17 protein-coding genes are annotated in these 24,441 nt (G+C 63.3%); 9 read left to right on the top strand and 8 right to left on the bottom strand.

What is annotated here, in order from left to right:
* Positions 1 to 35: 35 nt before the first annotated feature.
* The 4 genes from FB597_RS17905 to FB597_RS17890 all read left to right on the top strand — a co-directional run bounded on the left by FB597_RS17905 (position 36) and on the right by FB597_RS17890 (position 10,673).
* Positions 36 to 3,083 carry a ShlB/FhaC/HecB family hemolysin secretion/activation protein gene (locus FB597_RS17905; RefSeq protein WP_144770272.1) on the top strand — a complete coding sequence of 1,016 codons (3,048 nt, stop codon included), beginning with the start codon at positions 36 to 38 and terminating at the stop codon, positions 3,081 to 3,083.
* Positions 3,084 to 3,092: 9 nt separating this feature from the next.
* Positions 3,093 to 7,136 carry a filamentous hemagglutinin N-terminal domain-containing protein gene (locus FB597_RS17900; RefSeq protein ID WP_141915075.1) on the top strand — a complete coding sequence of 1,348 codons (4,044 nt, stop codon included), beginning with the start codon at positions 3,093 to 3,095 and terminating at the stop codon, positions 7,134 to 7,136.
* Positions 7,123 to 8,664: an argininosuccinate lyase gene (locus tag FB597_RS17895; RefSeq protein WP_141915078.1), complete on the top strand. Its 1,542-nt coding sequence runs from the start codon at positions 7,123 to 7,125 to the stop codon at positions 8,662 to 8,664. The genes FB597_RS17900 and FB597_RS17895 overlap by 14 nt, the downstream gene beginning before the upstream one ends.
* 101 nt (positions 8,665 to 8,765) lie before the next feature.
* Positions 8,766 to 10,673: a peptide transporter gene (locus FB597_RS17890; RefSeq protein ID WP_141915080.1), complete on the top strand. Its 1,908-nt coding sequence runs from the start codon at positions 8,766 to 8,768 to the stop codon at positions 10,671 to 10,673.
* Between the two features lie 90 nt (positions 10,674 to 10,763).
* Here the strand turns inward: FB597_RS17890 and FB597_RS17885 are convergent, their stop codons facing one another.
* The 3 genes from FB597_RS17885 to FB597_RS17875 all read right to left on the bottom strand — a co-directional run bounded on the left by FB597_RS17885 (position 10,764) and on the right by FB597_RS17875 (position 13,220).
* Positions 10,764 to 10,970, bottom strand: coding sequence for a hypothetical protein (locus tag FB597_RS17885; protein WP_141915082.1), 207 nt, complete (start codon positions 10,968 to 10,970; stop codon positions 10,764 to 10,766).
* A gap of 104 nt (positions 10,971 to 11,074) precedes the next feature.
* Positions 11,075 to 11,812, bottom strand: a complete 738-nt coding sequence (locus FB597_RS17880) for a transporter (RefSeq protein WP_141915084.1) — start codon at positions 11,810 to 11,812, stop codon at positions 11,075 to 11,077.
* A 475-nt stretch (positions 11,813 to 12,287) separates the two neighbouring features.
* The gene (locus FB597_RS17875; RefSeq protein ID WP_144770271.1) at positions 12,288 to 13,220 is read right to left on the bottom strand and encodes an HDOD domain-containing protein; all 933 of its coding nucleotides are present in this window, start codon (positions 13,218 to 13,220) and stop codon (positions 12,288 to 12,290) included.
* A gap of 312 nt (positions 13,221 to 13,532) precedes the next feature.
* Between FB597_RS17875 and FB597_RS17870 the strand changes: the two genes are divergently transcribed.
* Positions 13,533 to 14,330 carry a transporter substrate-binding domain-containing protein gene (locus FB597_RS17870; protein ID WP_141915088.1) on the top strand — a complete coding sequence of 266 codons (798 nt, stop codon included), beginning with the start codon at positions 13,533 to 13,535 and terminating at the stop codon, positions 14,328 to 14,330.
* A 166-nt stretch (positions 14,331 to 14,496) separates the two neighbouring features.
* On the opposite strand, the gene FB597_RS17865 is transcribed toward FB597_RS17870, so the two are convergent.
* From FB597_RS17865 to FB597_RS17850, 4 genes are all read right to left on the bottom strand, one after another.
* Positions 14,497 to 15,303 carry an oxidoreductase gene (locus tag FB597_RS17865; RefSeq protein WP_141915090.1) on the bottom strand — a complete coding sequence of 269 codons (807 nt, stop codon included), beginning with the start codon at positions 15,301 to 15,303 and terminating at the stop codon, positions 14,497 to 14,499.
* A gap of 40 nt (positions 15,304 to 15,343) precedes the next feature.
* On the bottom strand, positions 15,344 to 18,412 hold the full coding sequence (locus tag FB597_RS17860) for an efflux RND transporter permease subunit (protein WP_144770270.1): 3,069 nt from the start codon (positions 18,410 to 18,412) through the stop codon (positions 15,344 to 15,346).
* Positions 18,409 to 19,509 (bottom strand): efflux RND transporter periplasmic adaptor subunit, encoded by a 1,101-nt coding sequence (locus FB597_RS17855; protein WP_141915095.1) that lies wholly within the window; start codon positions 19,507 to 19,509, stop codon positions 18,409 to 18,411. Before FB597_RS17855 ends, FB597_RS17860 begins: the two co-directional genes overlap by 4 nt.
* Positions 19,510 to 19,596: 87 nt before the next feature.
* Positions 19,597 to 20,214: a TetR/AcrR family transcriptional regulator gene (locus FB597_RS17850; protein WP_141915097.1), complete on the bottom strand. Its 618-nt coding sequence runs from the start codon at positions 20,212 to 20,214 to the stop codon at positions 19,597 to 19,599.
* Positions 20,215 to 20,305: 91 nt separating this feature from the next.
* Here FB597_RS17850 and FB597_RS17845 point away from each other — a divergent pair, with 91 nt between their 5' ends.
* From FB597_RS17845 to FB597_RS17830, 4 genes are all read left to right on the top strand, one after another.
* Positions 20,306 to 21,769 (top strand): efflux transporter outer membrane subunit, encoded by a 1,464-nt coding sequence (locus FB597_RS17845; RefSeq protein WP_141915099.1) that lies wholly within the window; start codon positions 20,306 to 20,308, stop codon positions 21,767 to 21,769.
* Positions 21,770 to 21,962: 193 nt separating this feature from the next.
* Complete coding sequence (locus tag FB597_RS17840; RefSeq protein ID WP_183405869.1) at positions 21,963 to 22,346, top strand: TetR/AcrR family transcriptional regulator; 384 nt, start codon at positions 21,963 to 21,965, stop codon at positions 22,344 to 22,346.
* A 467-nt stretch (positions 22,347 to 22,813) separates the two neighbouring features.
* Complete coding sequence (locus FB597_RS17835) at positions 22,814 to 23,113, top strand: hypothetical protein (protein ID WP_141915103.1); 300 nt, start codon at positions 22,814 to 22,816, stop codon at positions 23,111 to 23,113.
* A gap of 43 nt (positions 23,114 to 23,156) precedes the next feature.
* Positions 23,157 to 23,912 carry a YoaK family protein gene (locus tag FB597_RS17830; protein ID WP_141915105.1) on the top strand — a complete coding sequence of 252 codons (756 nt, stop codon included), beginning with the start codon at positions 23,157 to 23,159 and terminating at the stop codon, positions 23,910 to 23,912.
* A gap of 84 nt (positions 23,913 to 23,996) precedes the next feature.
* On the opposite strand, the gene FB597_RS17825 is transcribed toward FB597_RS17830, so the two are convergent.
* Complete coding sequence (locus tag FB597_RS17825; protein WP_141915108.1) at positions 23,997 to 24,323, bottom strand: KGG domain-containing protein; 327 nt, start codon at positions 24,321 to 24,323, stop codon at positions 23,997 to 23,999.
* Positions 24,324 to 24,441: the final 118 nt, after the last annotated feature.

The following is a 24,441-nucleotide window of genomic DNA, read 5'->3' as shown; positions in this document are numbered from 1 at the left end:
CCAGACCGGTTGAGGCAACTATAAATCGAGACACCATGAAAAAGATCCGTTTTTCCGGATCCGCCCGGCATTTGCTGGCGCGGCGCATGTTCACGCTGATGGCGGCGGCTCCCATCATCCAATTCATGCCGACGGCGGCGCTGGCGCAAAGCGCCCCGCCCTCCGCCGGCAGCATGTTCGAAGCCAACCGCCCCCAGCTGTCGCCGGTGGAACGCGCTCCAGCCATGCCGCAATCGCGCGTGCGCATCGAGAAGGAAAGCGAACCGGGCGATGAAACCCAGGCGCCGGCCGGCGATATGCGCGTGCATGTGGCCGGATTCAGGCTCTCCGGCAACCAGTCACTGCCCGACGCCCGGCTGCAGGCCGAACTGGCCGGCCTGGTCGGCCAGGAGCTGGATTTTCGCGGCCTGCGCGAAGCTGCCGCCCGCATTACCGCGCTGTACCGCGCCGAGGGTTATCCGGTGGCGCGCGCCTACCTGCCGGCGCAGGAAATTGCCGGCGGCGTGGTCCAGATCGGCGTGCGCGAAGGCGTGATCGGCGCCGTCAGCGCGCAAACCGACCCGCACACGCGGCTGGGACGCGACACCCTGCAGCACTTCATCGATGCCTTGACGCCCGGCAGCGTGATCCGCGAAGCCGATCTGGAGCGCGTGCTGCTGCGCCTGTCCGACATCAATGGCGTGTCGGTGCGCGCAGTCTTGCGCCCTTCCGCCCAGGCCGGCGCGGCCGACATCGTATTGATGCTCTCCGAGACCACCGCCTGGACCGCGCGCGCCGCCTTCGACAACTACGGCAACTACTACACCGGCGCCAACCGGCTGTCCGCCACGCTGGGCCTGAACGATGCCCTGGGCCTGGGCGAGAGCTTTACGTTGAATACCCAGAACTCGTTTGAAGGGCTGCGCATCGCCGGCCTGGGCTATGCGATGCCGATCGGCGCCACCGGCGTTTCCATCGGCGCCAATTTCGCCGAGCTGCAATACAACGTCGGCAAGAACCTCAAGGATGCGCAAGCCAGCGGTTCGGCCAAGGTCTCGACCTTCTTCCTCAACAGCTCGCTGCTGCGCAGCCGCAACGCCAACATCAACCTCGGGCTGGCGGCCGAATACCGCCACTTCCAGGACATCACCTCGGCCACCGTGGTCGACAAGTCTTCCAATTTCTGGAGCGCCAGCCTTGCGGGCGACTGGCGCGACAATTTCCTGGGCGGCGGCAGCAACCTGTGGAGCATCCGCGCCGGGCGCGGTGCGCTGGACAAGGAAACGCCCAACGACGCCGCGCTGGATGCCATCACCTCCAGGGCGGCCGGCAACTACAAGAAGGTCAACCTCGGCTTCTCGCGCCTGCAGCAACTGGGCAACGGCTATGCGCTGCTGGGTTCGGTGTCGGCGCAATGGGCCGACAAGAACCTGGATGCCTCGGAAAAGATGAGCCTGGGCGGCCCCAACGGCGTGCGCGCCTATCCGGTGGGCGAAGCGGCCGGCGACCAAGGCGTGCTGGCCCGGCTGGAACTGCGCAAGCGGCTGGGCATGATCGGCGGCGCGGTGGCCGAAGGCGTGCTGTTCGGCGACGCCGGTCGCGTCACCGTCAACAAGACGCCGTGGGACAACAGCCCCAACCGCCTCTCGCGCTCGGGCTATGGCATGGGCCTGAACCTGTACCACAAGGATATCGTGATGAATGCCGCCTTCGCGGTGTCGCCCGGCGTCGACCCGGCCACCGAGCAGCGCAATGCGCGCCGCGTATGGGTCTCGGTATCGGGATCGCCGCAGGCTTTCGCCGGACTGGCCAGCGACCTGAGAAGCAAGGGCGAGGATTTCGAAGAGCCGGAAACCGCATTCGTCCTGTACGGCTCGCTGGGCCTGATCCCCGAATACGTGAACCGCTACGGCGCCACGCCGCAGGCGCCAGCCGACCAGAGCAGGCTGGCCACGCCCAACGGCCGCAACATGAACAGCTTCTGGCGCGCGCGCGACAATGTCTCCTACATCGGCGCGCATAGCGGCATCGAGTTGTACCAGCAATGGAAATTCCTGTGGCAGCTGGAACTGGGCCTGTCCCTGAACTACACCAACCGCAGCGATCCGTCGGTGCCCGACTGGAGCCACTCGCAAGACATGCGCAATACCGGGGTAGCGCTCAACAATCCGGCCTACGGTACCCTGATGTACGGCAACTGGGATACCCCGATGAAGGAGAGCATGACCTCGCTCGATCCTTTCCAGGGCCGCACCAGCGCCGCGCACTACAACCTGATCGGTTCGCCGGGCTTTGTCACCAGCATCACCAAGAACTCGGGGCCGGTCGGCACCGCCTCCTCGTCCAACAACGACGACGCCGCCTTCAACCGCCGCCAGGCCGGCATGTTTGCCTACTGGACGCCCAAGTGGAATGGCTTGCAAGCCAAGCTGGCTTTCTCGGACAACAGCATGAAAGCCGCTGCCGACGTCAATACCGGCTACATGTACAGCGGCAGCCTGAGCTGGGAATATGGCGGGCTCACCGCCATCGTCGCCGCCGAACAGCACATCAATTACTTCGGCATCGCCAGCCTGGGCCGCAATGCGCGCGGCGTAGGCAGCAATACCGCGGTCACCGCCGGCACCTCGTCTTCCGACTTCAGCCTGCGCTACGGCCTGGGCTACGACTTCGGCGCCACCAAGGTATCGCTGATCGCAGACGACCTCTCCTACTCCGAATACGGCGTCATCAACACCAGCACCACCTCGACCGACCTGTCCAACTATCGCCGCCGCGCCTACATGCTGGGCCTGTCGCACAAGATCGGGGCCTGGACGCTGCTGGCCAACGCCGGGCGCGCCCTGCCCGGCGAATGCAGCATGATCTCGGGCAACAACGTGAAGTGCTCCACCGACGGCATGGGTGCCAGCCAGCAGGCCTACGGCTTCTCCTACGCCTGGAGCCGGCAGACCCGCATCTTCGGGCAGTACACGGTGCTCCGGAACAACGCGCTGGCCAACTACAACTATGCGGTGGCGGGCGTGCTCGGCGCCAGCGGCCTGTCCTCGGGCGTGGGCACCACCATCCGCGCCATCGGCCTGGGCATCAATTACACCTTTTGAGGAGACGCGATGAACACTTCTTCCACGTTCCACCGCGCGCGCCGTGCGGCCCCGCGCCTGCCGGCCCTGTCCCCGATCGCGCATGCGGCGCTGTGCGCCTGCTTCGGCCTGGCCCCGCTGTCGGCCCAGGCGCTCGATGCCGGGGCCCTGCCCGGCAATGGCCAGATCGTCGCCGGCAGCGGCGCCATCGCGACCGCGGGCAATACCATGACGGTGACGCAAAACAGCGACCGCATGGTGACCAACTGGAATACCTTCAACATCGGCAGCGCCGCCACCGTCAACTTCAAGCAGCCCGCTTCGTCGTCGGTGGCGCTCAACCGCGTGCTGTCCAGCGATGCCTCGCAGATCATGGGCGCACTCAACGCCAACGGGCAGGTCTACCTGGTCAATCCGTCCGGCGTGCTGTTCGGGGCCGGCGCTTCGGTCAATGTGGGCGGGCTGGTGGCCAGCGCGCTCAACATCTCCGACGCCAACTTCATGGCCGGCAAGAATGTGTTCGAGCTGGATGGCGGCAGCGGCGCGGTGGTCAACCTCGGCAGCATCACGGCCGCCGACGGCGGCTATGTGGCGCTGCTGGGCGCGCAGGTGCGCAACGAAGGCGCCATCGCCGCACGGCTCGGCTCGGTGGTGCTGGGCGCGGGCGAAAAGATCACGCTCGACTTCAATGGCGACGGCCTGATCAACATGGAGGTCAATAACGCCACCGTCAACGCCAGCGTATCCAACGCCGGCCTGTTGCAGGCCCGCGGCGGCACCGTGCTGATGACGGCGCACGCCGGCAATGCCCTGATGGCCGAAGTGGTCAACAACAGCGGCATCATCGAAGCCACCAGCCTGCAGCAGCGCAACGGCGTGGTGGTGCTGGACGGCGGCAACAGCGGCGTGGTCGCCAACGGCGGCGCGATCGATGTCTCCGGGCGCGATGCCGGCCAGACCGGCGGCACGGTGAAGCTGCTCGGCCAATACGTCGGCATGTTCGACGGCAGCCGCATCGACGCCTCCGGCAACGCCGGCGGCGGCACCGTGCTGGCCGGCGGCGATTACCAGGGCGGCAACGGCGTGTTCCAGGCCACCTCCACCTACATGGACGCCAACGCCTCCATCGACGCCAGCGCGCACGCCTCGGGCAACGGCGGCAAGGTCATCCTGTGGTCGACCGGCAGCACCCGCTTCTACGGCGACATCAGCGTGGCCGGGGGCGGCAGCACCGGCGCCGGCGGGCTGGTGGAAACCTCGGGCCACTACCTCGACGTATTCGGCGCGGTGAACCTGTCGGCGGCGTCCGGCCAGGGCGGCACCTGGCTGCTGGACCCGTACAACATCAATATCACCAGCGCCGCCAATGCCGGCGGCGCCACCGGCACCAGCCCGTTCACCTCATCCGGTTCGGCCAGTTCCAACCTGAGTTCGGCCACGCTCAACGCCTCGCTGAGCGAAGGCGCCAATATCCTGGTCTGCACCACGTCGGCCGGCGGCACGTCCGGCGACATCAACGTGCTGGATAACGTGAAGGCGGTCGGCAATGCCACGCTGACGCTGCAGGCGCACCGCAACATCGTGATGACCAATACCAGTATCGCCAACGCGGATGGCAAGTCGCTCAACGTCTCGCTGTATTCCAACTTCAACAACAGCGGCAACGGTTCGGTATCGCTCAACAACGCCAGCATCGCCACCAACGGCGGCAACCTGACCATCAGCGGCGCGGTCTCGCCCGGCAGCTCCTATGCCAGCACCAATGTCTCCAATGGCGCCGGCGTAGCCATCACCAACGGCAGCAACATCAGCACCAACGGCGGCAGCATGACCATCCGGGGGGCGACCTCATCGTCGCTGGCGGCCGGCGCCACCGCCAACGCCACCCAAATCTCCGGCAGCACCCTCGATGCCGGCGGCGGCAACATCACCATCGTCGCCTTGCAGGCCAGCGCCAGCGGCACGGGCGAAGCCTTTGTGCTGACCGGCGGCGGCAAGATCGTCACCAGCGGCGCCGGCTCGATCAGCATCGACAGCACCAACCTGGGCAGCGGCAACGCCACCCGCATCTTCAGCACCGGCAACACGATCGCCGTCACCGGCTCGGGCAACGTGAGCATCAGCGGCAATGCCACTTCCGGCTATGGCGTACTGGTCTGCTCCACGGCCGTCGCCTCTTCGCAAAACATCAGCGTGGGCAGCGGCAACCTGACCATCCAGGGCAACGGCAACGGCTTTTCCGGCAGCGGCCGCGGGGTCTATCTGGCCGCATCGGGCAACGGCGCGGTGGCGCTGGCGGCCACCGCCGGCGGCAATATCGCCATCACCGGCAACAGCAGCGTCAGCCGCGGGGTCGATATCGCCTCTTCCGGCGCCAGCTCCAATATCAGCATCCGTTCTGCCGGCGGCAATATTTCCGTCACCGGCAATAGCGGCGGCAGCTATGGCACCCTGCTCAATTCGAGCGGCGCGGCATCGTCGATCAGCCTGGCCACCGACGGCAACATCGCCATCACCGGCAACAGTGCCGGCGGCACCACGCCGTCCCTGGCGCTGATCGCTTCCGGCAACGGCACCGCCTCGGCGCCGGGCGCGCAGATCAACGTCCTCAGCACCGCCGGCAACGTCACGCTGACGTCCAGCAATACGCAGGTCAACACGACCAGCGGCTCCTTCAAGGCCCTCTCGCTGGATGCCGGCGGCCAATATGCCGCCATCAACCTCGGCGCCGGCAGCGGCCAGTTGCGCCTGGACGGCACCAGCGCCTCGGGGCGCGGCGTGGATATCGCCCCTTCCGGCGCCAACGCCTCCATCAACCTGGCCACCACCAGTGGCGACATCGTCATCAACGGCAACAGCACCAACAGCTTCGGCGGCTACGGCATCTTCTTCAATTCGACCGGCGGCTCGCTCGGGGTGAACGTTGCCACCGTATCGGGCAATATCACGCTGACCGGCGATTCGGTCGGCACCTCGGATGCAATTGCCTTGGGCGGCAACGGCACCGCCTCGGCCAACCGCATCACCTCGCAGGGCGGCAACATCACGCTCAACGGCAATTTTCATTCGCCCAATGTTCCCGAACTGGACCACGGCATCGCCATCCTGGCCGTCACCAACGTGATCGGCACCACCGGCAGCGGCAACGTCACGCTCATCGGCAACGCCGCCGACCAGGGCAATGGCGTGGCCTTCTATGGCAACGGCAACGCTACCGTCAGCGTGGAGAACGGCAAACTTTCCATCACCGGCAGCAGCGGCTATGGCAACGGCATCGGCATGCAGACCGGCGTCAACACGATCCGCGCCACCGGCAGCGGTTCGGTGGCGCTCAACGGCAGCTCGGCCTATGGCGGCGGCATCAGCCTCTATCCGTCCGGCAACGCCAGCGCCAACACCATCGCCACGGTAAGTGGCGACATCGCGCTGACCGGAACCAGCGGCGCCGGCTCTTCCGTCGCAGGCATCCTGATCCGCTCGGCTTCGTCTGCGGCGGCCAATGGCGTGTCCATCCTGTCGGGCAGCGGCAATATCAGCTTGTCGGGAACCGGCAACGGCTCGGGCGAAGGCATCTCCTTCGTCGGCTCCGGCAGCAACGGCTTCAATACCATCGCCACCGGCGGCAGCGGCAACATGAACATCAGCGCCGCCAGCAATGGCGCCTATGGCCTGCGTTTCAGCGGCGGCACCAACACGCTGCGCGTGACCGATGGCATCCTGTCCATTACTGCCCGTGCCGCCAATGGCAAGCCGATAGGCCAGTCGGGCGACATCACCACCATCGCCGCCATCGGCAAAGGCGTCGTAGTGCGCAACCTGGACGGCATCGCCAGCAACATCCTGACCGATACCGGCACCGCATCGGCCACCGGCTTCCTGCAGAGCAACCAGCTCAACAACGGCTGGATCGCCCCGCCGCCCGCGGCCATGCGCATGACGCCGATCGGCAACGAGGGCGACCGGGTCAGCATCGACCTGGCGCAACTCAATCCGTCAGACGCCGGCCAGCGCTCCGGCAACAACCTTTCCCCTTCCGAGTCACCCACAGAGAGCCAAGACAATGAAAACCAATGATTTGCGCCCAATCCAGACCCGTACCCCTGGCAAGCTGCGCCAGCTGGCTGTACTGAGCCTCGCCGCCCTGGCGCTGGTGCCGGCCCTGGCCGCCGACAAGGCCAGCGGCGGCCCGCACGATTACTTTTACTTTCTGGGAGAAATGAACAAGGCCTCGACGGTGATGACGATCGAGAACAAGATCGTGCCGCCGGCGCTGGGCAAGAAGATCGTCAAGGCCGTCGACCAGGTGATCAGGGATGGCGACCAGCCCGGCGCCAAGCGTCCCGCCGACTACCTGCAATATGAGCCGCTGATCCTGGCCTACGCCGGCCCGGACGGTTCGCGCATGCATTCCGGCCGCAGCCGCCAGGACATCCTGTCCACCACGCGGCGCCTGATGCAGCGCGAGCGCGTGCTGAACCTGATGGAGCAGATGAACAAGTCCAAGGCGGTGTTCCTCAAGCTGGCCGCGGACAACCTGGATACCATCGTGCCCGCCTACACCAACGGCGTGCAGGCGCAGCCGACCACTTACGCGCACTACCTGCTGGCCTTCGCGGCCGCTTTCGGGCGCGATGCCACGCGCGTCAAGGAAGCCTATGCGCGGCTGAACCTGAACCCGTTGGGATCGGCCGCGCTGGGTACTTCCAGTTTCCCGGTCGACCGCAACCGGCTGGCCGAGCTGCTGGGTTTCGACGGCCCGGTCGAAAACTCTTATGACGCCGCCCAGCTGGGCGCGCTGGACATGGGCGTGGAACTGGTCGGCATCTGCAGCAATGCCGCGCTGACCATGGGCATCCTGGTGCAGGACATGCATACCCAGTACCACAACCCTTACCCCTGGATCATGATCCGCGAAGGCCGCCTGACCGGCACCTCCAGCATCATGCCGCAGAAACGCAACCCTTACGGCCTGAACGTGCTGCGCCTGCAGGCCAGCGAAGTGGTCGGCGGCGCCATGACCTTCCAGGTCGAAGCGCATAACGTCACGCCCGGCATGCCCGACTACAAGCGCGACCAGGTGGAAAAGACGCTGGACCTGACCGCCAACTCCTTCGGCAAGCTGGCCGACCTGATGAGCAACCTGGTGATCGACAAGGCGCGCGCGCTGGCCGAGGTGGATGCCGATTACTCGACCACCACCGAGCTGGCCGACATCCTGCAGCGCGATTCGGATGTGCCGTTCCGCGTCGGCCACCACTTCGCCTCGGATCTCGTGACCTATGGCCGCACCAACAAGATCAAGCCGGCCGACATCCCGTTCGACCAGGTGCAGAAGATCTACGGCGATGCGCTCAAGGCCTTCGATTTCGACCATGCGCAGTTCCCGTTGACGCAAGAGCGTTTCCGCCAGGCGCTGACGGCGCAGAACATGATCGAGTCCAGCCGCGGCCTGGGCGGCCCGCAACGCGCCGAAGTCGAGCGCATGCTGGGCGCCGAGCGCGCGCGCCTGGCGCAGGACGAACTGTGGCTGAAGGGCCAGCGCGACAAGCTGGCCGCGGCCTCGCAGAAACTGGACCAGGCGTTCTACAAGCTGGGCCAATAAAAGACAAAAGGAAGATTTGACGCCTGGCTGTGGCGCTGGCGGCGGACGCACTTCGGCGGCACAATGCCGGGTGCGTCCTTTTTTATTCTTTGGATGATCCGATGACGGCCAACACCGATGACGTTTTTTCGCTGGAAAAATTCGAATACCTCTGCTACTCGCGCCAGCAGGAACCGGCCGCGCGTGAGCTGGTGCGCCTGCTGGTGCTGATCGATCGCAACTACGGCAAGCTGGCCAGCAATTTCTCGTTGTCGGTCTCGCCGGCGGTGCCGGCCGCGGCGCTGGAGCAGCATGTGCTCACGCGGATCACGAGCGCGATCTCGGCGCTGTTCTCGGACCCCAGCTTCCATATCAGCCCGGACGGTTTCGGGCAGTTGATCAATTTCCAGCGCTGGCTGTCCTCGCTGTTCGGCGCCAGCCCTTTCATCAATTGCGACCACATCCTGCGCTCGCTCAACCTGGGCGGGCCGGATGCCAAGGACTTCCAGGTCAAGCCGCTGGACCTGGTGAAATTCTGCATCCTGTATTCGCCGGAGTCGGAACTGCCGCTGGATGCGGACATGCTGTGGCGCCAGAACAAGCCGCTGGCCGCGGCCTTGTTCATGGCGCTGCTGTCGCCGCGCTTTCTCGGCACGCCGGCGGCGCATTCCAAGCGCGAAGCCCTGCTCGGCTGGCTGCCCGAGCGCCTGCAGGAACTGGACAGCCTGGACGGCCTGCCCATCGCCGTGCTGCACGATGTCTACATGCATTGCAGCTACGCCGACCTGCCGCAGCGCCACCGCATCAAGGGCGCCATCAACGTGCTGATCGAAAAGAAGCTGCGCGAGGCCGGCATCGGCGATATCGACAACTTCGACGAAGGTGACAATGCCGGCGCATCGACCGGCGCTGCCGGGAAGCCGGTACTGCTGGTGTTGCTGGAGTGGTTTTCCGGCGGCCATTCGATCTACCGCACCCATTCCAAGACGCTGGAAGCGGCGCGCCGCCACTTCCATGTGGTGGCCATCGGCTATGAGGCCAATACCGACGCGCTGGGGCGCGCGGTGTTCGATGAATTCGTCGCCTTCGAGAAACCCGGCGACATGCTGTCCTGCCTGGCCCAGTTGCGCGCGCTGGCTGCCGAACGCCGGCCGCGGGTGCTGTACATGCCCAGCGTGGGCATGTTCCCGATCACCATGTTCGCCGCCAACCTGCGCGTGGCGCCCTTGCAGGTGGCCGCCCTGGGCCACCCGGCGACCACGCACTCCAGGCGCATCGACTACATCAGCGTGGAAGACGACTTCGTCGGCGACCCGGCCTGCTTCAGCGAAAAGCTGCTGCGCCTGCCGGCCGACGGCCAGCCCTACCGCCCCTCGGCGATTCCCGTCAACCTGCCCAGGCTGGAGCGCACCGACAAGCCTTACGTCAACATCGCCATCGCCGCCACCACGATGAAGCTCAATCCGCGCTTCCTGATGGCGTGCCAGAAGATCGCCGAACTGGCGCTGCAGCCGCCCGGCGGGCAAGCGCCGAAACAGGTGCGTTTCCACTTCCTGATCGGCCAGGCGCAAGGCCTGCTGTACCCGCAGCTGCAACGGCTGATCCTGCGTTATGTGCCCGGCGCCAGCGTGTATCCGCACCAGCCTTACCAGGAATACCTGTCCATCTTCAACCAGTGCGACATGTTCCTCTCGCCATTCCCCTTCGGCAATACCAACGGCATCATCGATGCCTTCACGGTCGGCTTGCCGGGTGTATGCAAGACCGGGCCGGAGGTGTTCGAGCATATCGACGAAGGCCTGTTCCGCCGCGTCGGCTTGCCCGGCTGGACGATCGCCGCCACGCTGGACGATTACATCCTGGCGGCGGTGAGGATGGCCACTGATTTCGGCGAACGCGATGCGCTATGCCGCTACCTGGCCGATCCGCAGTACCTGCAGCGCCTGTTCGAAGGACGGCCCGAGTCGCTGGGCGATGCCTTGATCGACTTGAGCCGCCGCCGGGCTGGCGCAGGACATGCGCCAGCTTGATCCCCGCTCGTCCCGGACGCCGCCAAAGAAAAAGCCGGCCGCCTCGCGGCGCCGGCTTTTTCCATTTCCAGCAGTTCCAGTAGTAAGGGGTCAGACGCGGTAGATCTTCTCTCCCGTTTGAACGATCCTGAACTTCTCATTCGACAAAGGATCCAGCGCCCGTCCGTCGGTCAGCTGGTAGGTGCGCTGGCCGGCTGCGGCGGAGGTGCCCGCTTCGTCCAGCTGGATTTGGTACACCTCTACGTGGTAAGGCGCGCCGGTCTTGCCTTTGGCATCGAATTTTTCTACCAGATCCATATGTCGTCTCCTTAAGCTTGGCCCTGTGCCAGGGTCAAAGATAGCAGATTTGGCGGCGCTTTCCAGACGATCGCATGTTGCACCGCACAGCCGGCCGGCGGCGATCAGAAATGCAGGGTCACGCCGAGGCCGAACTGGCGCGTGACTTCCGCCTTGTTCAGGCCGAATTTGGCGCCGATGTCGAGGTCGACCGTATCGTTGGGCGACCAGATCAGGCCCACCAGGCCATACGCCGGCCAGGTGCGCCGGGCGCGTTCGGCGTTCTGCGCGACGCCGGTGTCGGCCACCAGCCGCCACTGTTCGTCGAGCGCATACCAGACCGCTGCCGAAGTGCGCCATACCAGCTTGCGCTTGTCGTGATCGTCGCTGTCGAGTTGATAGCGGTTGTAATTCAGGCCGGCATTGCCGTGCAGGGTCCAGGGGCCAAGCTCGTAGGACGCGATTGCGGTCAGTCCCAGGCCGCTCTTGCCGTTGCCCAGGCTTTTTTCCTCATTGCCGCTGGGCAGGAACAGTTCCGGCTTGAACGCCAGCGCCAGGCCGTCCCGGTCGTAGTAGCGCCACTTGGCGCCGAGCGAGTAGTCGCCCACTCCGGTGCCGCCGGGCGATTGGAAGGTCAGCGGCAGGTTGGCGAACAAGTCCAGCTTGTCGGTCACGCCATAGGTATAGGTGAACGCGCCGACATGGCCGGCGTCGCCTGCCTGGCGGCTCCAGTCGGTGTTGACCTCGATCTGGTGGCGGCCCTCGCCTTGCACGCCGGCGTCGTCGGTGACCAGCGGGTGGGCGGCAAAGGCCTGATTCATCGTTACGCAGAGCAGCCAGGAGGCGCACAGGATTTTTTTCATAAACCACCTGTTCATAAAGCAATGAGCGTAACGGGCGATCCATGGCAGGATGCCCCCGGCTCCCCCGCAACGCACGCGCTGCAGCCGGCAAGACAGGCGGGGTGCCGATGGCATTTCCCCGCTACGCTATTTTGGTTATTGATGACGGCAAGCGCCGCGGTTTCTTGGAGGGATGGGACACGATGCCGCAGGCATCTGGCTGACCGCATTCCGGGCCGGAAGTGGACGATGTGACATGCGCGGGAGCGCAAGCGGCGGCCGCCATTCAATGCGAGCCGACCATCCGGGATGACGAGTGGCGCCGGTATCGCAAGCTGCGGCGAACGGCGGCCGGCATCCACCTCCAGGCCGGCGCCATACTAGCACCCAAGGCTGACGCTTCAAATACAAAATCGGGAATTGTGCCAATTTCCAACGAATCTTCCGACAAGTCGCGAACGGCATGCCGCCATTTGCGAGCCGATGTCCACAGGAGTCAGGCCGGCGGTTGCGCCGCTGCGGCGATCTCGGCGCCGATCTCGGGAAGCACCTGGGTTGGAATCTTGAGCAGCTTGCCCCAGTCGCTCCAATCCCACGAAACCCTTGAGCAGATGTATTCCACGCTCGACAGCGGCAGCGAGAAGCCTGCGGCCAGCTGCAGCAGCCGGGGCAGCAAGCGGCTGCGGGTCGCGGCGTCGGACACGCAGACATCGGCCACGCAGCCGGCCAGTTCCAGTACGCGCGCCAGCATTTGCTGGCGATCGCCTTCATCCAACCCCGAGGCCCCGGGATTTTCATGATGCAGGACGGCGGTGCAAAACAGCTTGGGGAAATGCCAGTCCTCCATCATCGCCGCCGCCAGGTCGAGGTGGTCGAAGCCGAAAGCCGCCCGCTCCTGTTCCAGCAATTGCTGCCCTTGCGGCTTGGCATGCAGCACTTCGCCATAGCGTTTGGGACGCGCCGAGGCCAGGCCGAGACGGCCGATGCCGGCCAACAGGCCGTTGGTGAACATCTCCGCCGGCGGCGCCACCTGCAGCATTTCGCTCAGCGCCTGGCCGGCGCATGCCATCGCCGTGGAACGGCTCCAGAAGGCGTCGTAGTCGAATTCCTTGCAATCGCCGCGGCGCGCCGACTCCGTCAGCGAAATCGCCAGCGCCATCTGGCGCACGGCGTGCAGGCCGATCAGCAGCAGCAGTTCGATGTTGACCGACGCCACCATGCGCCCTTTGTTGACATTGGGGATGTTGGCGATCTGGATCAGGCGCCCGGCCAGCACCGGGTCGCCCTGCACTTGCGCTACCAGTTCGGGCAGCGATATGTCCTCTTGCTGGCACATCTGCATGATATTGAGCCGCACGCCGGACGGCGCGGGCAATACTTCCGAATCCTGCAGTTCACGAAATGTATGGGGCTCGATATAGGTCGACATTCTTTGATCGCCTTCGTTGATTGTCAGGATGGAAATATCATCTCAAGACGACTGCCATCATCCGCAACCGTCCCGATAGGACTGGCCCTAGGATACCGAATCCGCCTGTTTTTTGCGATGCGCCATCGCAAAAATGCATCCCGGCAAGCGCATGCGCGCGGCGTGCCCGACGCCCGAATAAGGCGTATTATCGTCCGCGGCCGCTGCGGCCAATGCAGCCCAACGCGGCGGCCATCCGCTTCCGGACACAGGACCCATGGGGCAAGCCCGCGCAGCCTGCCCGGCATGCATAACTTCAAGGAGACCAACGTAATGAAATCCCTCAAACCGGTGCTGGCAATCGCCTTCGGACTGTTGTCCGCAACCGCCGCACAGGCCCGCGCCGACGCCCTGGCCGACATCCAGAAAGCCGGCGTGGTGCGCATCGGCGTGCCGCAGGACTTTGCGCCGTTCGGCTCGGTCAACGCCGACCTGCAATTGCAGGGCCTGGACATCGACGTCGCCAGGCTGATCGCACAAAAGATGGGGGTCAAAGTGCAACTGGTGCCGGTGGCCAGCGCCAACCGCATCGCCTACCTGCAGACGCACAAGGCCGACCTGGTCATTTCCACCCTGGGCAAGAGCGCCGAGCGCGAAAAGGTGATCGACTTCTCGCAAGCCTATGCGCCCTACAACAACAGCGTGTTCGGCGTGGCTGCCGTCCAGGTCGCCAACGCCGCCGACCTGGCAGGCAAGACCGTGGGCGTGGCTCGCGGCACCTTCCAGGACATCCAGTTGACCGAGACCGCGCCCAAGAGCGCCACCATCAAGCGCTATGAAGACAACAATGCCATGATCTCGGCCTACGTCTCGGGCCAGGTGCAACTGGTGGGCACCGGCGACTTCGTCGCCTATGCGCTGGGCGAGAAGGCGCCCAACAACAAGCCGGTGCTCAAGTACATCATCCATGAATCGAGCTGCAGCGTCGGCCTGAACAAGGGCGAACCGGCCCTGCTGGCCAAGGTCAACGGGACCATCACCGCCGCCAAGAAGAGCGGCGAACTCAATGCCATCGTCAAGAAATGGCTCAACGTGCCGCTGCCGCAGAAGATCGCGACCACTTACCAGTGACGCCAGTGATGCGCAGTGAAGCCCGGGGACGCTGGCGCGCGCCTGCGTCCCCGGGGCCGTTTGCGGCGCCATCCCGTCAGAATTTCGACGCTATTCCCAGCCAGCTAGAAGATCAGATAGCAGAATGAACCTGGCAACGAGCCAGGTCCCTCTGGAAATCGATAGATCAAGCAAGACCGAATGTCTTTCGCAAACCTTTCTCGACCGGCCCTGCAGGCATGAAACGGCGCAACTTGGCCAACAGCGAGGCCTCGCCCTTGGGCGTATGCCTCATCCGCCACGCACCCAGTGCGGCTGCGGTGATCGTGCGCGCCACACCGATGGGATCGGGAGCCTGTTGCACATTCTTCCGGATGGCTTGGGAGACCATCTGGAACTCCTTGCCGTACTCGGCAATCCGCTCCGCCGTCTGAGGTGCATTCGCATCGAGATTGGTCTTGGTAAAGGATGGCTCCACCAGGCTGACGCGGATACCAAACTGGCGCACCTCATGATCCAGCGTCTCTGAGAAGCCTTCTACCGCATGCTTGGATGCCGAGTAAAGCGCCATGTATGGCGCCGGCAAGAATCCCAGCACCGAACTGATATTGACGATGCGGCCGGAACGCTGGCTGCGCATGTAGGGAAGTACTGCCTTGACCATGCGCAGGACGCCGAAGAGATTGGTATCGAAGAGCTGCTGGGCCTCCACCATCGAAGTCTCTTCCGCCGCGCCAAGTAGCGTTAGGCCAGCGCTGTTCACTAGTACATCGATCCGGCCAGCTTGGCTGACAAGCTGTACCACACCCTGCTCAATGGCAGCCTCGTTACGAATGTCCATTTCGATTAGCGTGACGCCAGGGATGGCGTGCGCAGATGTCAGATTGCGGACAGTACCGAATACCTGGCAACCAAGCGCGACGAATTCGCACGCCGCAGCGCGGCCGATACCAGAAGACACGCCAGTGACAAGGACAACTTTTGCGTTCGACATGCTGATCTTTCGATTGATATGGTTGAGTGAAGTACCGTCTTTAGCGCTGCACAGTGACTGGCCGGATCTTGAACCAGATCGAATACATGGCCGGCAGGAAGACCAGCGTGAGGACTGTTCCCGCGAAGGTGCCGCCGATCAGGGTATAAGCCAGCGTTCCCCAGAATACTGAATGCGTCAGCGGAATGAATGCAAAGATCGCGGCCAGGGCCGTCAGGATGACTGGACGCGCCCGCTGCACCGTGGCTTCCACCACTGCACGGAAGGGATCGAGGCCAGCCTGTTCGTTATGATGGATCTGACCGATCAGGATAAGCGTGTTGCGCATGAGGATGCCCGACAGTGCAATCAACCCGACCAGCGTATTGATGCCGAACGGCTGACCAAATATCAGCAGCGTGGGAACGACCCCGATCAATCCCAGCGGGCTGGTGAGAAACACCATCACCATGGCTGCCATCGAACGTACTTGCAAAATGATGATCAGCAGCGTCACCGCAATCATGATCGGGAAAATCGGCAGCATCGCGACAGTTGCCTTGTCTGACTCCTCGATGGAGCCTGCTTCGACGATACGGTAACCACTGGGGAGCTTCTCGATGATGGTTTGCAGTTGCTTGGTGATTGCCGTGGAGACATCGGGCGGCTGCAGGCCGTCCGCGATATCGCCGCGAACGGTGATGGTCGGGACGCGGTCGCGGCGGCGCATGATCGGTTCTTCCATGCGCACCTCGACTTTGCCCACCTGGGAAAGCGGAATGCGCTGACCGTTACTGCCGGTCAAGGTGAAATTGCCGATCCTGGCCGGATCCATTCGGGTCGCCCCCGCTGAGCGCGCAGTCACCTGAACGCTGCGGATGTCTTCGCGTACTGCCGTGACGGGCACGCCATTGAGCAGGAACTGCAACTGCTGCGCCGCCGAACTGGAACTGAGTCCGACGGCTTGCAGGCGGTCCTGCTGCAAGGTGAAATGCAGGGTCGGGACACGCACGCCCCAGTCAGTGTTCACGGTCCGCATCATCGGGCTGGCATCCATGACCTGATGCACTTGCTCGGCAATCCCACGCAAGACCATGGGGTCCGGGCCAGAGACGCGGTAGGCGACCGGGAAAGGCGAATACGGACCGAACACCAAATTGGTGACGCGAACCCGCGCTTCCGAGGCAAGTCCATCGGCCACAGCCTGACGCAGGCGCAGCTTGAGATCCTCGCGTTCGTTCTGGTTATCGGTGAGAACCACGATCTTGGCAAATGAAGGATCGGGCAATTCTGGGCTCATGGCCAAGTAGAAGCGCGGTGCGCCCTGGCCGATATAGGCAGTCACGATCTTTGATTCGGCCTGGCGGGCGAGCCAGGCTTCCACCTTGGCGGTGGCTGCGCTTGTCTGGGTGATGGAGGTGCCATAGGGCATCTGCACTTCGACCAGCACTTCCGGACGATCAGAAATCGGGAAGAACTGCTTCTTGACCATGCCCATTCCAAGTATGGAGAGGACGAACATTGCCACGACCGATGCCGCGACGATCCACTTGCGCGCGATCACCCGGGCCAGCAACTGGCGGAAGCGGTTATATCGCGGCGTATCGTAGATGGCCTCATGGCCACCCTCGACCTTCTTGAAATCCGGAAGCATTTTCACGCCCAGGTAGGGAGTGAAGACCACTGCCACGATCCACGAGGCGATCAGTGCAATGCCGACGATCCAGAACATGTTGCTGGTGTATTCGCCTGCAGTTGAGCGCGCGAAGCCATTAGGCATGAAACCCACGGCTGTGACCAGCGTGCCCGACAGCATCGGCGCGGCGGTATGGCTCCAGGCGTATGCAGATGCGGCAATCCGGCTGTATCCCTCTTCCATCTTCACCACCATCATCTCGATGGCGATGATGGCATCGTCCACCAACAATCCCAGTGCCAGAATCAAAGAGCCCAATGTGATTCGGTCGAAGTTCTTGCCGGTGGCCAGCATCACCACGAACACCACCGCCAGCGTCAGCGGCACGGCCGCAGCCACCACCAGCCCGACCCGCCAGCCCATGCTCAGGAAGCTGACCAGCATCACCACCAGCACGGCGGCGAAGAACTTGATCATGAATTCATCGACGGCCGAGCTGATGTTGATAGCCTGGTCCGTGACCTTTGTCAGGCTCATTCCCAGCGCCTGCTCCGCATTGATCTGGCCGACCTCAGTGTCCAGCGCGCGGCCCAGTTCCAGACCATTCCAGCCATCGCTCATGACCACGCCAAGCAGCAGCGCCGGCTCGCCGCCGTTACGCACCAGGAACGTCGCAGGATCTTCGTAACCCCGCTTGACCACGGCGATGTCCGAAAGCTTCAGCGTGCGGCCCTGTGATATGACGGGAGTGTTGCGGATCTTGTCGAGCTGATCGAAGGCGCCGTCCAGGCGGACAAAGACTTCGGGGCCGCTGGTTTCAATCGAACCGGCGGGTGTCAGGGCGTTCTGGGCGCCCAGGGCAGCGAAGATATCCTGGGGAGTGACGCCCAGCGTGGCGAGCCGTTCATGGGAAAATTCGACATAGATGCGCTCGGACCGCTCTCCGACGATGTTGACCTTCTTCACGCCCGGTACATGCAGCAGGCGCTGGCGCAGTTGCTCCGCATCGCGCACCAGCAGCCGCTGCGGCTCGCCCTTCGCCTTGAGCGCATAAAGGGCAAAGGTGACGTCGGCGTATTCGTCATTCACGAACGGCCCCATCACGCCGGCCGGCAGGTTGCGGATCTCGTCGCCGACCTTCTTGCGCGCCTGGTAGAACTCCTCCTGGACTGCGGAGGGCGGCGTCTTGTCCTTCAGCGTCACGGTGGTGAAGGCGAGACCGGGGCGCGTGTAGGTTTCGGTACGATCGTACCAGCTCAGCTCCTGCATCCGCTTCTCGATCTTCTCGGCGACCTGGTCCTGCATCTCCTGGGCGGTGGCGCCGGGCCATGCTGTGACGACGGTCATGACCTTGATGGTGAAGGAGGGATCCTCTGCCCGCCCCAGCTTGAAGAACGCCATGATGCCGGCGACCGAAATGAGCAGGATCAGAAACAGGGTGATGGAGCGCTCGCGTACCGCCAGCACCGAAAGGTTGAATCGGCCTTCGCTCACGGACGTGCTCCCTCGGTAGTGGCAGCGGCAATCCGCACCGCTTGGCCTTCGCGCAGCAGGTGCGCACCGAGGGCCACGATGCGGTCGCCCCGCTTGAGCGAACCGGAGACGCTGGCGCTGTCCTCATTGAGACGAAGCACCGAGACCGGCCGCCAGGAGGCCTTTCCGGGCTCGCCCTGCACCACCCACACACCGGCGCCCTGGCCCTGATCGAACAGCGCGCCGATCGGTACCTGCATGCCGGCCTGCTGTTCTTCGCTCTCAGGAATGCGCACCGTCACCGTCGCCCCCAGCGGCAAGCTGGCCTGCCCGGCATCGAGCAGATAGCGCGCCTCGAAGGTACGCGTCATGCGGTCCGCAGTGTTCGAGAGTTGCCGCAGATGCGCGCTCATCGTGACCTGTTCGGCCCCGAAGAGCGTAGCCGAAGCGATCGAGCCCAGCTTCGGTCGCATCGTCTCGGGGAGCTGGATCAGCGCTTCCCGGCTACCGTTGCGGGCAAGGCGCACCACCACCTGGCCGGCACTGACGACCTGGCCGGGTTCGGCCACGGTCTCCATCACGATGCCATCGCTGTCGGCCACGAGCTCAGCATAGCGACTGGCGTTACGGGCTACATCGGCCTGTGCCTCGGCGGCAATGAGCTGTGCCTTGGCGGCATCGGCGGCGGCTTTTATCTGGTCATAGGAAGATTCGGAAATCGCACCGGTGCCGCGCAAGTCGCGATAGCGCGCTTCGTCGTCGGCCGCTTGCCGGGCCCGGGCGCGCGCGGCCGCTACGGCTTCGCGTTGCGCGCTGGCGCCCAGGTTCAGGTCGACCGGATCGATGCGCATGAGGAGCTGCCCGCGCTTGACCGCTTGGCCGGCATCCACCAGCCGCTCGACCACCTTGCCGGGAACACGGAAGCCAAGATCGCTCTGTACGCGCGCGGCGACGACTCCTGTGAACTCCCGCGCAGGCAGCGAGGCCTCTCCGACTACGGCGATGCGTACCCGGGGCACTTCCGTGCGCGGATCATTGGTTTTCTTATCAGCGCACGCGGCCAGCGCCAGTGGCAGTGTGCACAGGACGAGTGAAATTGCGAGTCGGCGCCGAAGCATGGGAGCCCTTCCAGTAAATGATCAGGGCTCTTATTTTGTTTCAAGTGACCAATTTAGTCAATGGTCACAATCGTTTTGATTAGCGTTTCATGGGGCCAGACTGCGCAGCACCAGGCTCGACAAGAGGGCCGGGGCCTGCTCGGTGGAATCGAAACTGTATTGCAATAACAACGGATTCATGTACGGACGCATCACCAGATAAGTGGCCATCGCCGCCTCATCGAGAGGCGTCTTGCGCTCGAAGTCTCCCGATTTGCGCCCTTCCTGCAAGACATCGACAAGCAGTTTCTTGGTGCGCTCTTCATAGGCGATCACGGCCTGCCAGCGCTCGGTGGCGGCCGAGGCGGCGATTTCGTAGAGTTTCCGGTCGCGGAAGAACAGCCGCAAACTGGCTTCCGTACTAGCTTTGAAGAGACGACGAAGCTTGTCGGCCGGGTGCTCGGCCTCGGCCACGGCGCGACAAACCTCGTCTTCTATTTCACGCAGGCAATTGGCGCAGATCATTTCGCCGATGGCCTGCTTGGACGCGAAGAACTTGTAGATATAGGCCTTGGAGAAACCGATGGCTTTGGCTAGATCGGACACGGTGGTCTTTTCGTAGCCATAGCGGCTGAAGTGATCGGTAGCTGCGGTAACGATTTGATCCCGGACTTCATGATCCGCGGGACCCCGGGCAGAAACCGGGTAGGTGCTGGGCTTGTTCATGGGTGACAGCTTACGCCAAGATTCGTGATTGAACAAATTGTGACCAAATAGTATTATGGTCACAATAAATAACTTTTATGGATACTGGACCATGTTGCTCAGACGCCCTCTTTTGGCACTGCTGGCCGCAGGCATGATGTCAGCCTGCTCTGTCGGCCCGGATTATGTCCGCCCCGCCACGACGATACCGAACCAATACCAGGGGCAGGCACTGTTGCAGAGCCGCTCCAGCAGTGCGCCGACCACAGCAGCAGACCTGAGCCAATGGTGGACCGGCTTCCACGATCCGCAATTGACCCGCCTGGTGGCGCTGGCCCTGCAGCAAAACCTCGATCTGGCGCAGGCCAGGGCGCGCCTGCAACAGGCACAGGCCGCCGTGGGGGCGGCCAACGCCGCCCTGCTACCCTCGGCCAGCGTGAGCGGCCAGGCCGCGCGGGCTTACCAGTCCGTCGAGACGCCGCTGGGACAAGTCCTCAATTCCCGCCCCGGCTTCGACCGTGACGGCCATGCTTATGCCACGGACCTGAACGCCAGCTGGGAATTGGACATCTTCGGTGGCCTGCGCCGCGGAAGAGAGGCTGCCCTGGCCGAATACCAGGCCTCCGAAGCTGGTTTAGCTGCCGTGCAGCTGGCCGTTGCGGCACAGGTGGCCGACACCTATATCAGCATCCGCGGACTGCAGGAGCGTCTGCGCAACGCGCGCGAGCAGGTGCAGAACCAGCAGGAGCTGCTGAACCTGAACAGGCGGCTGCTGGAGCGCGGCCTGCTGGCGGAAATGCAGGTAAAGCAGATGGAAGGCAGTCTGGCCCAGTTCAATGCCGCCATCCCGGTCTTGAGCACCGCGCTGGAGGTCGCGATGAATGCCATGGACGTGATGTTGGCTTCGCCCCCCGGCACTTATACCGCCGAGCTGAAAGAAGCTCAGGCCATTCCGCAACTACCGCAGTTCACCGATATCGGCGCTCCCGCGCAGTTGCTGCGACGCAGACCAGACGTCATTGCCGCCGAGCGTCGGCTGGCCTCCGCCAATGCCCGAATCGGCTTAGCCGTCGCCGAGTATTACCCCAAGCTGTCGCTGTCAGGCCTGATCGGCAGCGCCACCTCGGTCTCCAGCGCCAATCTCTTCAGCTCCGGGGCCAGCCAAGCCAGCGGCGCGCTGGGCTTGCGCTGGCGCCTGTTCGACTTCGGCCGCATCAATGCGCAGATCGAACAGGCAAAAGGACAAGAGGCCGAAATGTTGGCTGCCTATCGCCTGGCAGCGCTGAAGGCGACAGAAGACGTGGAGAATGCCCTCTCCGCCCTGACCCGCAGAGAGCAGCAGGCCACCTTCCTGTCGCAAGCCGTGCAATCGCTGAGCCAGTCGCGCGCCTCCACGTTTGCCGCCTACCGCAGGGGCACCGCGAGCCGGATCGATGTGCTGCAGGCAGACGAAAGCGTGCTGCGTTCTACCGACGCGCAAATCCAGGCTCGCGCCGAAGCTGCGCGCGCGGCCGTGCTGACTTTCAAGGCGCTGGGCGGCGGTTGGCAACCACCTGCCAGTTCCGAGGGAGCCTGAACCTCGCTCCGCCTGCTGATTTCGCTGGCGCAGACCAGTCAATTGCTGTGTTTGCGACGAGTTCCCCCTCGTCTGCAAACATTTCACCCTGCCTTGATCTCCCGTCCTGGCGGGGTGTTTTTTTTAAAATTTCAGGTCTAATTTACCGGCAAGATCATCAAGAATGGAGTCCAAACGAATAACAAGAGCTCAAATGCAAGAGCAGACACGAACCCGTTTACTAGATGCCGCCAAAATTTGCATTTCTAAAAAGGGCTATAGCGGGAGCAGCATAGATAACATCACAGAGCAGGCTGGCTATACGCGCGGCGCGTTCTATTCAAACTTTGCAAGTAAGAAAGATCTATTTATAGAGCTGCTTCGCCGCAACGAATACTTAGATCAAATAGTCTCACTGAATCTATCCATGGCAGACTTGAATGACGAAGATCCCAAAAGCATACTGAATTTGGTATATCTGCATCAACATCTGGACCAAGAAAATACTATTCTTTGGCTTGAGGCAAGTTTGTACGCAGCTCGTGATCTAAATTTTCGACACCGCCTGATAGCTCTCATTCTCGACAAGCGGAAATGACTGGATAAGCTAACTCTAGGCATTGAGTTGGCATTGAGTTCTTTTTAAAAAATAGAGGCAGCGCCAAAAAGCTGTTGAGTTGCCGCTCGTCGTCGACGCATTGGAGAGGCCGATCCTTCCTTGTAGGTGTTTTTCTGACACAGCAATCGGATACTGTCCGATCTGTTTTTTTGCGACGCGACGCTACTATCCATTCCAACGCACTCGAAACCGATGGACATCAACTTCCTGGCTGGAACGTCCCCCTCCGTCTGGTCATGGAAACGTCCTTCCCCAATCGGTTTATTCCCACGAGTCGTTTCATAAGCAGAAATTCATCGGAGATTCCCCCGATCTCCGGCGTCTTATATCCCTCCCCTCAGGCCGCCTCCCCCAGGCGGCCATTTTTTTGCCTGTCGGGCCCGCCCTGTGAAAAGGCCGGCACCGATTCCCGACTCCCCGCGTCGCGGGCCGGCAACGCCGAGGCCATGATTCAGGCCTGCTTGTTGCGGGATGTCTGCCACGCCAGCCCAATGGGAAGTATTCTTATCCCAATGAGGATCTGCGGCGCCAAGAAAATCATTAACGCCAGGGCACTGGCAATGGCATGGAAAATGCTCGCCCACGGCGCTAATGCCGTTCAGTTAAGCCGAAATTTCTCCGTCGCCCTGACGGAGGTCAGGGTCCAGCGTCGTTCAACGGCCATTGAGGCACAACGAAAGACACTGGATCCCGGCCTTCGTCGGGATGACGAGTTGCAGATGGAAGGCTTAACTGAACAGCATTAGACCCACGGCGCAGTTCTTCCGATCCGATAACCCTGAATCCATCATGCCGATCAATTACCTGCGCCAGCTTACCAGTCCAGCGCGTACCGACTTATCAAACCGCCATCTCGGCCGTTCGCTGGCGTTCGTCGCCGGCGCCATCAATGCCGGCGGCTTCCTGGCTGTGGGCCAATACACCTCGCACATGTCGGGCATCGTCTCGGCATTGGCCGACGACCTGGTGCTGGGCCAGGCCATATTGCTGGTAACCGGCGCCAGCGCCCTGCTCGCCTTCACTGCCGGCGCGGCGTCTTCGGCCGTGATGATCAACTGGGGGCGCCGCCACCGCACCAACAGCGAATACGCCATGCCGCTGATACTGGAGGCCGCATTGCTGCTGTGCTTCGGCATCATGGGCAGCAACCTGGAGGGGCACCGGCTGCTGTTCGTACCGGCCACGGTGGCGCTGCTGTGCTATGTGATGGGTTTGCAGAATGCGATGATCACCAAGATCTCCCGCGCCGAAATCCGCACCACCCACGTCACCGGGCTGGTGACCGACATCGGCATCGAGATCGGCAAGATGTGCTACTGGACGATGGCTCCCGGGATACCGGGCGAACAGTTGCCGGACGACCCGATACCGCCGGCGCGCCGCAAGCTGCTGTTGCTGTCATCCTTGCTGTTGATGTTCTTCCTGGGCGGTGTGGTGGGCGCGATGGGTTTCAAGGCAGTGGGCTTCCTGGCGACCATCCCGCTGGCGGCCTCATTGTTCTTGCTGGCGCTGGTGCCGTTGATCGATGACCTGGCGCGGCACTAGGACGGTCGGCGCCCCAAAAGAGAAACGGAAAAAAGAAAAGGCGCCGCAGCGCCTTTTCTTTCGCTTGCCGTCGGCGGGCCGCCCTCAGCCTTGCTGGGGCGGGTTGATGTCCGATTGTTGCGGCTGAAGCGATTGCGACGCACTTTGGGCCATCTGCGGCATCGCAACAGCCATGCCGTCGCCGGCATCGCCTGAATTGGCGGCAGCGGAAGCGGCATTGGCGCCATTCTTGCGGCCATGGCTGTTCAGTCCGCCCTTGCGGCCCGCTTCGCGCGCCTCGGCCGAGGTGAACTCATGGGCGGCGCCTTTGGCATGGGCCGCCTTGCCGCCCATGCTGGCGATCTGGCGCTGCTTGTTCGGATCCATCGCTGCAAAGCCGCGGCTGCTGCCGGGGTTTTGTACATTTGCCATGTCTGACTCCTTTGTCTGGAATAGTCAAAAGTGAAGTGGGAGGTAAACAGAGGGCAGCCGGAGATGCAATCCTGTCTCACAGCGATGTCAGGCCGGTTGCCGGATATCGCCGATGGGG

It is taken from the genome of Herbaspirillum sp. SJZ099, from assembly GCF_007828355.1.
Lineage (GTDB): Bacteria > Pseudomonadota > Gammaproteobacteria > Burkholderiales > Burkholderiaceae_D > Herbaspirillum.
Note: the sequence above shows the minus strand (reverse complement) of the source record. Positions and strands in the feature narration are given on the sequence as shown.